The sequence below is a fragment of the Pantoea wallisii genome (assembly GCF_002095485.1).
In the GTDB taxonomy this organism is placed as follows: Bacteria; Pseudomonadota; Gammaproteobacteria; order Enterobacterales; family Enterobacteriaceae; genus Pantoea; species Pantoea wallisii.
This window is the reverse complement of sequence record NZ_MLFS01000086.1, coordinates 1-14205: the sequence shown is the minus strand read 5'-3', so window position 1 is coordinate 14205 and position 14205 is coordinate 1. Positions and strand designations below refer to the sequence as shown.

10 protein-coding genes and 4 pseudogenes are annotated in these 14205 nt (G+C 57.4%); 8 read left to right on the top strand and 6 right to left on the bottom strand.

Going from position 1 to position 14205, the window contains the following annotated elements:
* Positions 1 to 153: 153 nt before the first annotated feature.
* Positions 154 to 1287, bottom strand: a complete 1134-nt coding sequence (locus HA48_RS20585; protein ID WP_244182916.1) for an ABC transporter substrate-binding protein — start codon at positions 1285 to 1287, stop codon at positions 154 to 156.
* Positions 1288 to 1306: 19 nt separating this feature from the next.
* Entirely contained in the window at positions 1307 to 3436 is a 2130-nt protein-coding gene (locus HA48_RS20580; RefSeq protein WP_128602977.1) for a TonB-dependent siderophore receptor, read from the bottom strand.
* 346 nt (positions 3437 to 3782) lie between these two features.
* Between HA48_RS20580 and HA48_RS20575 the strand changes: the two genes are divergently transcribed.
* From HA48_RS20575 to HA48_RS23000, 4 genes and pseudogenes are all read left to right on the top strand, one after another.
* Positions 3783 to 4670, top strand: coding sequence for a MurR/RpiR family transcriptional regulator (locus HA48_RS20575; RefSeq protein ID WP_128602976.1), 888 nt, complete (start codon positions 3783 to 3785; stop codon positions 4668 to 4670).
* Between the two features lie 196 nt (positions 4671 to 4866).
* Positions 4867 to 5148: a type II toxin-antitoxin system RelE/ParE family toxin gene (locus tag HA48_RS20570; RefSeq protein ID WP_128602975.1), complete on the top strand. Its 282-nt coding sequence runs from the start codon at positions 4867 to 4869 to the stop codon at positions 5146 to 5148.
* Positions 5148 to 5465 carry a HigA family addiction module antitoxin gene (locus HA48_RS20565; protein WP_128602974.1) on the top strand — a complete coding sequence of 106 codons (318 nt, stop codon included), beginning with the start codon at positions 5148 to 5150 and terminating at the stop codon, positions 5463 to 5465. The genes HA48_RS20570 and HA48_RS20565 overlap by 1 nt, the downstream gene beginning before the upstream one ends.
* A 104-nt stretch (positions 5466 to 5569) precedes the next feature.
* Positions 5570 to 5662: pseudogene (locus tag HA48_RS23000) on the top strand (alpha/beta fold hydrolase); the annotation flags it as partial.
* On the opposite strand, the gene HA48_RS20555 reads toward HA48_RS23000, so the two are convergent.
* The 4 genes and pseudogenes from HA48_RS20555 to HA48_RS20545 all read right to left on the bottom strand — a co-directional run bounded on the left by HA48_RS20555 (position 5659) and on the right by HA48_RS20545 (position 10128).
* On the bottom strand, positions 5659 to 6840 hold the full coding sequence (locus HA48_RS20555) for a Gfo/Idh/MocA family protein (RefSeq protein ID WP_128602973.1): 1182 nt from the start codon (positions 6838 to 6840) through the stop codon (positions 5659 to 5661). The pseudogene HA48_RS23000 and the gene HA48_RS20555 overlap by 4 nt on opposite strands.
* Before the next feature lie 12 nt (positions 6841 to 6852).
* Positions 6853 to 7068, bottom strand: a complete 216-nt coding sequence (locus tag HA48_RS22895) for an IolE/MocC family protein (protein ID WP_425270677.1) — start codon at positions 7066 to 7068, stop codon at positions 6853 to 6855.
* A gap of 44 nt (positions 7069 to 7112) precedes the next feature.
* Entirely contained in the window at positions 7113 to 7856 is a 744-nt protein-coding gene (locus tag HA48_RS20550; RefSeq protein WP_341864995.1) for a TIM barrel protein, read from the bottom strand.
* 125 nt (positions 7857 to 7981) lie between these two features.
* Positions 7982 to 10128, bottom strand: a pseudogene (locus HA48_RS20545) (TonB-dependent siderophore receptor).
* A gap of 490 nt (positions 10129 to 10618) precedes the next feature.
* Between HA48_RS20545 and HA48_RS20540 the strand changes: the two are divergent.
* The 4 genes and pseudogenes from HA48_RS20540 to HA48_RS20525 all read left to right on the top strand — a co-directional run.
* Positions 10619 to 11515, top strand: a complete 897-nt coding sequence (locus HA48_RS20540) for an ABC transporter substrate-binding protein (RefSeq protein WP_128602972.1) — start codon at positions 10619 to 10621, stop codon at positions 11513 to 11515.
* Complete coding sequence (locus HA48_RS20535) at positions 11512 to 12435, top strand: amino acid ABC transporter permease (RefSeq protein WP_128602971.1); 924 nt, start codon at positions 11512 to 11514, stop codon at positions 12433 to 12435. Before HA48_RS20540 ends, HA48_RS20535 begins: the two co-directional genes overlap by 4 nt.
* Positions 12428 to 13188, top strand: a pseudogene (locus tag HA48_RS20530) (amino acid ABC transporter ATP-binding protein). Before HA48_RS20535 ends, HA48_RS20530 begins: the two are co-directional and overlap by 8 nt.
* 34 nt (positions 13189 to 13222) lie before the next feature.
* Positions 13223 to 14205, top strand: a pseudogene (locus HA48_RS20525) (molybdopterin-dependent oxidoreductase); the annotation flags it as partial.

The following is a 14205-nucleotide window of genomic DNA, read 5'->3' as shown; positions in this document are numbered from 1 at the left end:
TCCGGGCTTATCTCACTGTCCCTTCCTCCCTCATCATCGTCGTCGCTGTTTCTTAACCCTAAGCTTCAGACGCTGGAGTGGCGGCCCTGACGGGTCGCCACTACGAGGGCTGGAGCACGGCCTGAATCTGTCGTCCGCTATAAAAACAATACACTACTGCGCCGGGGGAATGTTCATAAAGAGCGTGCCGCTGTAAGGAATGGGCAGAAAATCCCGGAACAGCGTCTCCAGGGTTTGCTGCGGATCAATATCAGCAAACAGCTGCGGATAGAGCGTCTTCGCCATGAACTCGGTGGCGGCAACGTGCCACGGGCTCAGGTAAAAATTCATCCACAATACGGCGGAGTGACCGTTACGCAGCGCCGTTAACTCGCGCAGGCCATTTTGCTGCGCGGTAAGCTGACGGAAACTGCGCACTACCGCATCCGGGGCGACGTCCGGGCCAAGCTTCAGTAAACCCTGCGCATCGTTTGCGCCAAACCCGGTAGCAAAGTAGTAATCCGGCTGAGCAGCGATCACCGCCTCTTCACTCAAACGTCCGAACACCCCATGCTGAGTCTTGCCGGCAATATTCTCGCCGCCGGCCAGCGTCAGCAGCTCACCCAAACTGCCATTCACGGCCGTCACGCAACACTCGTTGCGGCGGCCCAAGTGCAGTTGCAACAGCACCGTTGGTTTGCGGCCCTGAAAGTCGGCCAGCCGCTGACGGATCACCTGCATATGCGCGTCGTAAAAGCGGTTAAAGGCCTGCGCACGTGCCTGCTGATTCAACACCTCGCCGAAAATTTCCACGCTGCGGCGCGTGTTCTGTAACAGGTGTACACGCAAATCGATCTTTACCACCGGCACATGTGCGGCTTTCAGCATGCTCACCAGCCGCACATCGGCATCGTCATAGCGCGCCAGACTCGGCAGGATCACCACGTCAGGCCGGAGCGCCAGGATCTGCTCCGGATTGATGGCGTTTGGTCCTCCGTTGCCCAGTGATGGAATCTTTAGCATCTGCGGAAAGTGGCGAGCGAAGCTGTTCCATGTCTGGCTATCGTACTTCAGCAGATCGCGAGGCCAGCCAATGATATGCCGGAACGGGTCGCCCGGCTCCAGCAACGCCAGGGTATAGAGCATGCGGCTCTCACCCAGCACGATCCGCTGCGGATGGTCGGGGATCTCAACCTGATTACCATCAATATCCGTCACCCTCTTTGCCAGCGCCGCGCTGCTGAGTACCAGCAGAAAACAGGCGCAGACAAACAGCATCGGCTTCAGCAACGCAGGTGCGCGGCGCATGCCAGGGGATAACTCTGTATCAGAACGCAACGCTCACCTCGACCATCAGGTTACGGGTCTCTCCTTCGCGTACCCGCAGGTTACCGCCGCTGGAGGTGTAGTAGTGCTTATTAAACAGATTGTTGAGATTCAGTTTCAGCTGCGTTTTCTGACCCCACAGGGCGTTATTCCACGCGATGAAACTATCAGCGACCACGTAATCCGGCAGGGTAAAGCTGTTATCCGGATCGCCGGCGCGGCTGCCAACATAGCGCGCGCCGCCGCCCACCCGGAAATCGCCAGGAAGAGCGTTCACGCTAAACGCATGGCTAAGATAGAGCGCACCCGCGTGGCGTGGCGCATTTTGCAGCCGCTTGCCGTTATTGTCCGCATTGATGCCATCATCCACTATCTCTGCCTTATCAAAGCTATAATTGGCACTGATATCCCAGCCAGGCAGCACTTCACCGTTCAGTTCAAATTCAGCCCCGCTGGAGCGCGCCTTGTTGATTGGCCGCGTGCTGCCATTGATGCTGAGCGACATATCGCGCTCATCAATGCGGTAGAGCGCCACGCTGGCAAACAGCTTCGGTGAAATCTGCCACTTGCTGCCCACTTCCCACGTTGTTCCCTGCTCAGGCTTGCCCACATTGCCATCGTCATCAACATCCGTTGAAGGTGTAAAAGATTTGCTCACGCTTCCATACAGAGAAACATCCGGCGTGATTTTATAAATCAGCCCAGCCTGCGGCAGAAATTTATTGCCGTCGCTATCCAGCGTCTCTGTCTCCGGGTTGAAGCCTTTTGAGGCACGCTGTTCGTAGTGCTGATAACGTCCGCCCAGCACGGCAATCCAGCTATCGCTCAGGGTTATGCTGTCTTTGGCGTAGAGCGAACGGCTATGAATACGGTTCAGCAGATTCGCATTGGCGCGGTTTTCGGTGGTGCTATCCGTGACCGGCGAAGAGATATCGTACTGCGGATCAAAGTAGTTAAACCCACTATTGGCTCTCCCCTGAAACTGGTGGGCGCGGTAAGTCTGGTTCATCTCATAATCGGTGCCAAACACCACATCGTGCGTCATACCCAACAGCTCCTGCGAGCCAATGAGATCCCACGCTACGTATTTGGTTTTATGGTTGAAGCCCCGGTTGGCGTCCGCGCGGCGCGTTACTGCCCCGGTAGCAGGATTAATGGCGGTGACGCGCACTTCATTATTATCGTACTGACGCTGGTTCCAGCCGAGCGTCACGCGGGTGCGCCACTCGTCGCTGAACTGCCAGTCATAGTGCGCATTCAGCGTTTTGTTATGGCCCCACGCGTGGTTGGCTTTGTCATCAAGGCGATCTTTATAGCCGATGTCGAGCGGTTTGCCGTTGATGAATGCAGTGCCGCGGTCGTAGGGAATGTCATACTGGTAATCGGCATAGCTTATCAGGAAGCTGGCTTTTTCCCCGTACCACTGCAGTGAAGGAGCAATCAGCGTATGTTTGTCGCGGCCGAAGTTGCGCCAGTAATCCTGATTCTGCTTCTCTGCAATCAGCCGGAAAGCAAAGCCGTTACCCAGCGGCCCCGTGACGTCAACGGTGCCTGCGCCGCCGCCTTCGCTGGCTGCACGGCCGCTGACTTTTGTCTGCCACTGGTACTGCGGCTTTTTGCTGACCACATTGATAACGCCGCCCGGATTCTGAATACCGTAGAGCAGCGACGCCGAGCCTTTCAGCACTTCTACCCGCTCCGTGGTGGCATCAAAGTTCAGCCCCTGGCTGCTGCGCACGCCGTCGCGGTAGATCGAGCCATCTGAATTGCCACCAAAACCGCGTCGCACAAACCCATCCTCGGTGCCCGCCAGCGTATTGCCCTCGCTCACGCCGCTGACAAAACGCATCGCGTCCGCCAGGTTCGCTGCCTGATAATCCTCCAGCTGCTGCTGCGTCACTACGCTGACAGACTGCGCTTCATCGACGCGAGCGGTGGGCGTTTTACTGGCAACCGAACTGTGCGCCGCGCTGTAACCCTCGTCAGCGCTGCTCTCGCGGGCGGAGACCGTCAGCGTATCTGGTTCAGCAGCCACGCTGCTGCCGGAACCCAATACGCTGACGCCGTAGATCGCTGCAAGAATGGCTGGATGACGTAGAGATTTAAACGCGAATGGCTGATTGTTATGCATTTATTATAAACCTGGTGTTATCACGGACTCTTCGTTCCGCACTATGACGCTGGCGTCGTTAACGTTTTGGCCGCACTGGATGACGCAGTAAAAATGTAATTGAGAATCATTCAAACATGGAATATTGTAGTAGTAAATGAAAATGATAACGCGTCCGCTACAGCATGATGCTGGTAATGTCAGGTATGAGTTTTACCCATAAAATATCTTATTTATCAATATTTAGTGATAATTTACCACTGCAGAGTGATCGCGACTTTTGGCGATTCTTAGCGGTGATCATCACCGTAGCGTGATGATATTGCACTACAGCGCTAACCGCGTGACGCGAAAGAGTGAAGGAAAAATGGCAGGAAACAGAATCAAACAGCGGGTCGATCTGCTTGGCGATCGCTACCGTGCGCGTGCGCCGGGACTCTCGGCCAGCCTGCAAACGGTCGCGCGTTATATCCATGAAAACCGGGAAGAGGTGCTTGACGCAACGGCGATGGAGATAGCCGAGGCCACGCAAACGTCAGACGCTACCGTGGTGCGTACCGTACAGGCGCTGGGATTTGCCGGGCTGCGCGATTTAAAAACCACGCTCACCGCCTGGTTTGGGCCGGCGATGAACTCTGAAGAGAAGATGAGCGTCACTATTAGCGAACTCTCCTGCGACATTAATTCCGGTATCGATTTTGTGCTCGGTGGCCATCAGCGCGCCTGCGAGGCCCTGGCGGAGCCACAGAACCGTCTGGCGGTTGCCCGCGCGGTGGCGCTGCTGATCGAAGCGCGTCAGGTGGCGCTGTTTGGCATTAATGCCTCCGGCATCCTGGCCGATTACAGTGCACGCCTGTTTACCCGCATTGGCATTCCGGCGGTCACCCTGAACCGGGCCGGCATCGCGCTGGCAGAGCAGCTGATCACCTTACAACGTGGTGATGTGCTGATCATGATGGCGCAGAAATCGGCGCATCGCGAAGGGATGACCACCTTAAAAGAGGCAAAGCGCCTGGGAATGCCGGTAATTTTACTCACCAACGCGCTGGATTCCGCGTTTGCCAGGCAGGCAGATGTGGTGATCAACGTGCCGCGCGGTGGGGAAAATGGCCGGATGCCGCTGCACGGTACGGTGCTGGTGTGCCTGGAGATGCTGATTCTGTCAGTGGCATCCGCTACCGCGGCGCGTACGGTAAAGACCATGAAGCGGATTCAGGATCTCAACCGGGCACTTAAACCTGTCGCGAAGAAGTAAGACGATCTGTTTGTCACTGCAATGCCGCCAGCTCGCGCGGCTCGGCCTCGGAATCCTGCAGCCTTACGCCGGAGATCTTGCCAGTGAAGTGGCAGGGGAAATCTGTCTGCAATCGAAGCACATGGGCAGCACTGGATGTTTCGTTACGAGAAACATATGGTATACTGTTTCTCGACAGGAAACACGGAGCTAAAAAGTGATTAAAAGCTGGAAGCACAAGGGATTACAGAAGCTGTTTGAAAAGGGTGATATCAGCGGCGTACAGGCAAAGGACGCAGAACGCATCCGGCTCCGTCTGCTGGTCATCGATGAAGCGATTTCAATTGATGAATTTAAAAACTATCCGGGCTTTCGTTTCCACCCCCTGAAAGGCGACAGGAAAAACCTCTTTTCCATCACGGTCAGGGCTAACTGGCGCATCACCTTTGAATTCACGGACGGTGATGCCTATATTCTTAACCTGGAGGACTACCACTGATGGCAATGTTCAATCCCCCGCATCCGGGCGGCCTGATTACCGAGTACATCGAAGATAACAATATCGGCCTGCGCGCGCTGGCGAAAGAGCTGGGCGTGTCCGCCGCTGCGCTGAGTAAGGTTGCCAGCGGAAAGGCATCGGTCAGCCCGGAAATGGCGGTGCGGCTGGAGGCGGGGCTGGGTATTGCGGCGCGCCTCTGGTTATCCATGCAGGCCGCCTGCGACCTGCACAAAGCGCGGGAAACTACGGACGTTTCCGGCGTGCATCTGCATCCGGGCGTACTGGCCGCCTCCGCGCAGGGCAGGCCAGGCAAGTAACCCCTGCGAAAGTTATCCTACACCGCGCCGCCTTGCGCGGTTTTGCTTTGCGCTTTCTGCCAGCCCCGGAACGGCAACACCGCCGCCCGGGCACCGTGCGGTGGGTAACCGGCATTCAGATCGCCCACTGCGGTCACTTCATCCCGGATGAGCAACCGCAGGCGCTGGCAGAGGCGCTGGCAGCGTTTTTTGCTTAACCGCGCAGGCTGGCGAGCTCTACACGCTGGCCACTGGCTGACGAGCGTACCATCGCTTCAATAATCTGCTGATTCTCCAGGCCAAAGCGGAAGTCCGGGAAGCATCCGGCGTCACTGCTGAGGCCCTTAATCAGGTCATAGATCTCAATCACTTTGACATCAAAATAGCCCAGGCCGCCGCCGGCAAAATCGAAGCCAAAGAAGCCGCCAAACTGCTCCACCTGCGATCCGGCATAGAGCGTTTTGAAACCGCGATCGTGCTTTGCATCGCCGTAACGGGCAATTTTTAACTCGTTGAAGCGCTCACCGTCCATGATGATGGTGCCTTCCGTGCCGGAGACCTCCCATGCGATGCCAAACACTTTGCCCGCCGAGATGCGTGACGACTCAATCACACCGCCGGCGCGGTTTTCAAAGGTCACCAGCGCCTGAAACTGATCGTCATTTTCCACCGCCAGCCGCGCGGCATGGTTATCCGCCTGCGCGCCATAGCCGGAGCCGCCGCCGGCGGCCGGGCGCGTATCGATAAACAGTTGCTCCTGCCCGACCACGCTCTTTACCGGGCCCATCAGATATTGCGCCACGCTCACCACGTGCGAGCCCAGATCGCCGAGCGAGCCGGAACCGGCCTGCTGGCGTGAGCAGCGCCAGCTCCACGGCAGGCTGGGGTCATTGAAGAAGCCCTGATCGAACCAGCCACGGAAGCGGGTCAGCGTGCCGATGTCACCGCGATCGATCAGCTGTTTCGCCAGCTGCGCGGCCGGCGTTTTGATGTTGTTGAACGCCATAATGGTTTTTACACCGGCGCGTTCCGCTTCCTGCGTCAGGGTTTGCGCCTCCTGCAGCGAAACGGTCAGCGGTTTTTCGCAGTAAACGTGCTTGCCCGCACGAATTGCCGCCAGCGCCATGTCGAAATGCATACTGTTTGGCGTGGTGATATCGACAATATCGATGTCAGGATGATTGACCATTGCCTGCCAGTCTGCGGTCGCGTGCAGAAAACCAAACCGGCGCGCGGCTTCTTCAGCCAGCGCGGGCGACGCGTCCGCCAGCGTATGCAGTACCGGCTGACGGGACAGGTTGCGATACAACAAACCAGCACGTCGCCAGGCATCGGCATGCGCCTGACCCATAAAGCCTGAACCAATCAGACCAACATTCAGTGGTGCTCCGGCCATTTTCGATCTCCTTTAGCGTTGTGCAGGTAAAATGTGCTGCGTCACATAGCGTTGTGCACGGGTAACGGTCTCCAGCGGCGGCGCTTTAGCCGGATCCTGCTCCGCTTCCACCACCAGCCAGCCTTGATAACCCTGCGTGGCAATGAACTGCGCCAGAGGACGGTAGTCAATGCCGCCGTCGCCGGGCACGGTGAACATGCCTGCCAGTACCGCTTCGTTGAAGCTCATGCCGGTCGCGCGTACCTGTTGCAGGCGATCAAGACGGACATCTTTCAGGTGGATATGCAGATGCGATCGGCAAATTCCTCCAGCAGCTGGGTGTAAGAGAAACCGGCTGACGTGGCGTGGCCGGTATCCAGCAGCAGACCGACCGCCGGTGAGCAGGCGCTAAACAGCGCACGAATCTCCGGCAGGGTTTCGGCCACCATCATGAGGTGGTGGTGATAGGCGAGACGCAGCCCATACTGTGCGAACAGCGCCTCGGCGAAGGCCGACAGGCGATCGCCATACGCCTGCACGCCATCATGCGGCAGCAAACGGCGGTTATTGAGTGGCACATCCAGCGCATTATCCGCCATCCAGCCACATTCGCCGTAGACCATCACACTGGCGCCGTTCTCCTGCAGCAGGCTGGCGTGATTATGTACGGCATCCAGCTCCTGTTCGACGCTGCGCTCGGTGAGAAAGCCATCGTGCCAGCCGGAAATCAGCTGCAGCTGATGCTGCGCCAGCAGCGCTCGTAAAGCTCCCGGCTCCCGTGGGAAGAGACGGCTCATCTCAACACCTTGAAAGCCCGCCTGACGCGCCTCCTGCAGGCACCGCTGTGCGTCGGTTCCCGCGCCCAGCGCGTGCAGCACTTCATTGGCCCACGAGAGCGGGCTCACGCCGAGTCGGGGTGCCGGCTGTCCGGCACGGTAAAATGTCTCTTTAATCATGTTCGCCATCTCCACTGTAGATAGCGAAAAAGTAACCGTGCGCCACTGCCGGCAGCCAGGCGTTTTTTGACGTAAATCCATCAAACCTGGCGGACAGCGAGTGAAAGATTTGAAGCTGTGATCCGGTTCAGATTTTTATGAAAAATCAGTGAGAAAGGGCTGCGGGGCGGGGTTAGTAAGGGCGGCTGATGCCGCCCGCTCCCGGATTAAAAGGACATGGTCACGCCAGCATAGTAAGCACGGCCCGGTTCGTTATAGGTAGAAGCACCCGCGTTCTCACGGTAAACGCGTTTATCAAACAGGTTATTGATACCGGCGTTAGCGCTGAGATTTTTGGTGATGTCGTAATTGAGGTTCAGACCCACAACGGAGTAGGGGCTGATTTCGCGCTGCGACAGGCCGCGTTTGCTCTCCAGTGACGTTTCCGCATACTGACGCGGCTTCTGGCGACCATACTGCGTCCAGTTAATGTTAGCGCTGAGATCCTGCGTTGCCTGCCACTCCAGCTGTGAGTTGATGGTGAACTCCGGGATCACCGACAGTGGGTTACCGGTTTTGCGGCTCTCTGAACGGAACATGTAGGTGGCGTTGGTGCGCCACTCCAGCGTATCGGCAATCAGCGGAACGGTGAGGTTACCCTCCAGGCCCTCGACGATCGCCTTGCCACCGTTTTCCCAGCGCAGCAGGTTGTAGTTGTTGGTTGCAAAGACCGGCGTGGTGCCGGAAACGATCTTATTTTTGTAATCATTGCGGAACCAGGTGATGCCGGCAACATAGCCTTCATGACTGAACTCCAGCCCCACCTCTTTGTTCACGCTGACTTCCGGGTCCAGATCCTTATTCCCCAACAGATAGCATTGCGTCAAGCCAATCGGGCAGCCGTTGCCTCTTGTTGCCAGAATATAACCTTCGGTCGACTGATAGAGGTTCGGCGCTTTGAACGCGCGCGCGATGCCAGCTTTCAGAGTGAAGTAATCCCCGAGACCTTGTGAGATGTTCAGGCTCGGGCTCCAGTTCGCACCAAACTGATCGTGTTAATCGACGCGCACGCCAGGGATCACTTCAGTGGAGTCTGTTGCCGCAATATTATCTTCAAAATAGAGCGAGCTGAGAGTAGCGCTATTCTTGCTGTCGCGCTCTGCGCCGTTGCTGGAGACATCACCAAAATCGACGCCGGTTGCGCTGGTAGCCTGTACCGATGCCGGATCATTCAGCTCATCGCGGTTCCATTCAGCGCCGAGCGTAACGGTTTGATCCACCAGCAGCTGCAGCGGGAAGTTGATTTCACCGCCGGCACGGTAACTCTCCAGCCGGCTGGTGGCGTACTCCTCACTGTTAATCATTCCCTCGACGCTACCTGCCGCGCCCTCTTTAAGCCGGGTATTGTTGGTTTTCTCATAGCTGAGATTGAGCTTTGAGGTACCCAGTCCCAGATGCCGTTATGGGTCAGGCCGTAGTTTTGGCGATACAGGCGGTTAGTTTCGCTGCCATATAACGATTCGACCAGGCCACCTGCGCTGTTATTACCGTTACTGTTTTGCGTATCACCGGCGTAGATATTGCCCTGGCGGCTGTAGCCATAGTTTACATCCAGGATCTGCGTAGGGGTCATTTTCCATGACAGCACGCCATTAATATCTCTATTGCGCACGCCCTCGCGGCCGGCGGCGTAAGAGCCATTCTGCGCGGTATTGATGTCATAGGCATCGGCATCAGTTTTATTCAGGTTGCCGTACAGACGCATGGTCAGCGCTTCGCCCGCCAGCGGACCGCTCAGGTTGAAGTTCGTGCGTTTTGTCGCGCCCTCTTTGTCATCTTCTGGTTGGCTGGTAAACAGAGAGAGTGAGCCGTGCCAGTCATTGGTTGGACGCTTCGTGATGATATTCACGACGCCGCCTGCAGCGCCAGAGCCGTATCGCGCGGCGGCTGGCCCGCGAATCACCTCAATTCGTTCTACCATCTCCGGCGGCACCCAGTTGGTATCACCGCGTGAATCGCGCTCGCCGCGCCAGCTATAACGTACGGAGTTACGGGACGTGACCGGCACGCCATCAATCAGCACCAGGGTGTTTTCCGGTCCCATGCCGCGGATATCGATCTGGCGATTGTTGCCCCGGCTGCCGCTGGCGCCGTTGCCGGTGAGGTTAACGCCGGGCATCTTACGGATGATGTCAGAGAGGTCGTTCACCGGCGGGCTTTTTTTGATGTCTTCAGCGGTAATGGTTGAGACGCCGGGCTGCTGTTTCAGCTCCTGCTCAGCGGTCACAATCATTGATTCATCATCCGCCAGCTTTTCTGTCGGCTCCGCAGCAAAAGCGGGTGAGGTTAACAATCCAGCCAGAAACAGCGCCATCGGACGCTTTTTGCCACACACGGTTACATTCACTTATACCATCTCCCTGAGGTGTTTACATTTGTAAGCAAATGCGCATGATAATGAGAATGGTTCGCATTGTATATGTGAAGCGCGTTTCTTTACATTTAAGGCAGAATTGCTGGAAAAGCAGGCAGCTTTGTCAATTATTGTCAGGCGAGGCCGTGCAGTAACTCTCTATTTTTTCGGGGTTAAAATCTGAATTCAGCATCAGGTGGTGCAGTATACAGCCGGGCTGAACGTACGGCACTCCGTCTCTCTTTCTCTATTTGCGGATTCCGGCAATAGATATCTGTTTTTTGCATTTGTGATCGCTGCCTATCTTCCAGAGAATGGCGGAAGGACGTTACGAGGATGACAATGCTTCCCGCTACGCGGTTATCACGCGGTAAAAGAAGTGAAAAATACATCGCTACCTCAACGCCTTTTCCCTGCCGGGAAACTTTTTAATATCAGGAGAAAGGTTCCAGTGAAACTCGCAAAAGGCATTACCCTTTTCGCACTTGCTCTGAGTGCGCATACCGCATTTGCCGCCGACCAATCCGTCCCGACAGAGAGCTCTTTACATGTGAAGGCCGATCCGGCGCTGAAAAGCCTGGTGCCTGCGGACGTGGCGAAACGGGGCTATATTGTGGCAGGAACCAACCCCAACACGCCGCCTACCACCTTCTATAAAGAGGACAACAAAACGCTGGCGGGCCGTGAGATTGATATTATGAATGCCGTGGGCGAGCGTCTGGGAATCCAGGTGCAGTGGCGCGACACCGGCGGTTTCGACAACATTATTCCTGGCCTGAAAACTGGCCGTTATGATGTGGCGCTCTCAAACATCAATGCCACCCCGGCACGCGCCAAAATCATCGATTTTGTCAGCTATTACGACGCCAGCCGTCTGGGCATTATCTCGCGCAAAGACGCCAATATCGCACCGTTCAAAACGCTGGATGAGGTGTGCGGTAAAGAAATCGGTGCAGGCTCTGGTACGACGCAGGTGACCCGTCTGGAAGAGGCCAGCAAGGCCTGTGAAGCTGCGGGTAAGAAGCCAATCAAAGTCTCTATCTTCCCGGATCGTCCGGCGGGCGTGCAGGCTGTCGTGAGTGGCCGCGTACCGATGTTCCTTGGCCCGTATGAAGGCCTGCTGTGGCAGGTGAAAGTGATCAAACCGCTGACCATGAGCGGCGAAATCACCGTTCACGATGCGCCGGTTTCGGTCGCGTTCCAGAAAGACTCTGCGCTGGAGCCTGCCGTGCAGGCCGCGCTCAACTCCCTGATCAAAGATGGCAGCTACCAGAAGATCCTCGATAACTGGGGCATCGGTTTCGGTGCGTTAGCGGAATCAAAACGTAACCAGGAAATCTTTCAATGAGTGATCTTCACGACCACACTGACGATCTGAAAATCGTCGGTAAGCGCTACTACGGACGCTGGCTGAGTGCGCTGGTGGTGCTGTTGTGCGTGGTGGCGATGGCGCACTCCATGATTAACAATCCACGCTTCGAATGGGGCGTGATTGCGGAAAACTTTACCGGCGAATCTATTCTGCAGGGCGTGCTGATGACGCTGCAGCTCACTGCAATCTCGGTGGTGCTGGGCTTTGCGTTTGGTACGGTGCTGGCGCTAATGCGTCTGTCATCTAACCCGGTGCTGGTGGGCGTCAGCTGGTTTTATACCTGGTTCTTCCGGGGCGTGCCGATGCTGGTGCAGCTGTTCCTGTGGTACAACATTGCCGCGCTCTATCCCACCATCTCGCTATCGATTCCGGGCTTAGGTGAACTGTGGAGCACCCAGTCCAATGCACTGGTGAGCCCGTTCAGTGCTGCAGTGATCGCCCTGGTGATGCACCAGTCAGCCTATGCGGCAGAAATTGTGCGCGCCGGTATTCAGAGTGTCAGTAACGGCCAGCTGGAAGCCGCACGCGCGCTGGGGTATCGCCCGGCGCAGATTTTCCGTCACACCGTGCTGCCGCAGGCGATGCGCGCCATTATGCCGCCTGCCGGCAACGAAATTATTGGTCAGCTCAAGACCACGGCGGTGGTGTCGGTGATCTCTCTGCAGGATGTGCTGTTCTCAGCGCAGATCATCTATCAGCGCACCTATGAGGTGATTCCGCTGCTGCTGGTTGCCACGCTGTGGTACCTGCTGATGACCTCCGTGCTCTCCATCGGTCAGTTCTATGTCGAGCGCTATTTTGGCCGCGGCGTTACGCGTCGCGAAAAGCGCAGCCTGCTGAAGTCGCTGCCTGGTTTCTCAGCGGCAAAAGCAGAAAGGAGCGTAAGCAATGGCTGAAGCGATCGCACTACGCAAGGTGACCAAGCGTTTCTCTGGCGTCACTATTCTGGATGAGGTCAATCTGGATATCCCGGCAGGCTCGGTCACGGTGATTCTCGGGCCGTCCGGCTCCGGTAAATCTACGCTGCTGCGCTGTATCAACCATCTGGAGAAGCTGGATGGCGGCACGATCCGCATCGGTGGCGAGATCATTGGCTATAAGCAAAAAGGCCAGGCGCTGCATGAGCTGAGCAGCAGCGAGATTGCCCGCCAGCGCGCAGAGATCGGCATGGTGTTCCAGCAATTCAATCTGTTCCCGCACCGCACCGTATTGCAGAACATCATTGATGCGCCGGTACGGGTGAAGAAGCAGAGCCGTCAGCAGGCCACCAGCAAAGCGCTGTCGCTGCTGCGCCAGGTCGGGCTGGATGGCCGTGAAGAGGAGTGGCCGCAAAATCTCTCCGGCGGTCAGCAGCAGCGCGTAGCGATCGCCCGTGCCCTGGCGATGGACCCCGGCGTGATGCTGTTTGATGAGCAACCTCCGCGCTGGACCCGGAACTGGTGGGCGAAGTGCTGCAGGTGATCAAACAGCTGGCGCACTCCGGTATCACCATGGTGATTGTGACGCATGAGATTGGCTTTGCGCGCGAGGTGGCCGATAACATTGTCTTTATGGAAGGCGGCAAAATTGTCGCGGCGGGCCCGACTCAGCAGGTGCTCGACGATCCGGACAACGGACGCGTAAGAAACTTTATTGCAACGGTGCTTTAAGCACCGTTTTTTCATTTTTGACCCAGGAAATACGATGACGCAAAAACCGGTGATGCACAGCGCCCACTGGGGCGCCTTTACCGCCCGAAAGCAGGGCGATCGGCTGACCATCGAACCGTTCACAGGCGATCCCGATCCCAGCCCGCTGCTGCAAAACTTCCATACCGCCCTTAATCATCCGGCACGGGTCGCGCAGCCGATGATCCGGCGCGGCTGGCTGGAGAACGGGCCGGGGCCGGATGCGCGACGTGGCAACGATGAGTATGTGGCGGTGAGCTGGGAGGATGCTTATGCCCTGGCTGCACGCGAGCTGCAGCGCGTGGGCGATCAATATGGTCCGGAGGGGATATTTGGCGGCTCGTACGGCTGGTCCAGCGCCGGGCGATTCCACCACGCGCAGAGCCAGGTGCACCGCTTCCTCAATACCGTGATGGGCGGCTATGTGCGCTCGGTGAACAGCTATAGCTCGGGCTCGGCATCCGTGCTGCTGCCGCATATCGTCGGTGATATGAATGAGATCGCACGGCGTGGCGTGAGCTGGGAAGAGATTGCGCGGCACAGTGAGATTGTGCTGGCGTTTGGCGGGCTGGCGTTGAAAAATTCGCAGGTGGCAAGCGGCGGGCTCAGCGAGCACACCGAACGTGGCTTTATGCAGCAGGCGGCGCAGCGCGGCGCTCGCTTTATCTCGATCAGTCCGCTGCAGAGCGATCTGCCCGATGAGGCGCAGGGCGAGTGGCTGGCGCTGCGACCGGGCACCGACGCGGCCTTTATGCTGGGCCTGCTCTCGGTACTGATTGAAGAACGCCTCACCGATGAGGCGTTTCTCGCGCGCTACACCGTGGGCTGGCCGCAGCTGGTGGCCTATATCCGCGGCGAAGAGGATGGCACGGTGCGCGATGCCGGATGGCAGCCGATATCTGTGGCGTCAGCGCGGCGTTTATCCGTGAGTTCGCCCGCCAGCTGCACGGCAAGCGCGTGCTGGTAACGGTGGCGCATGCGCTGCAGCGTGCGGACACG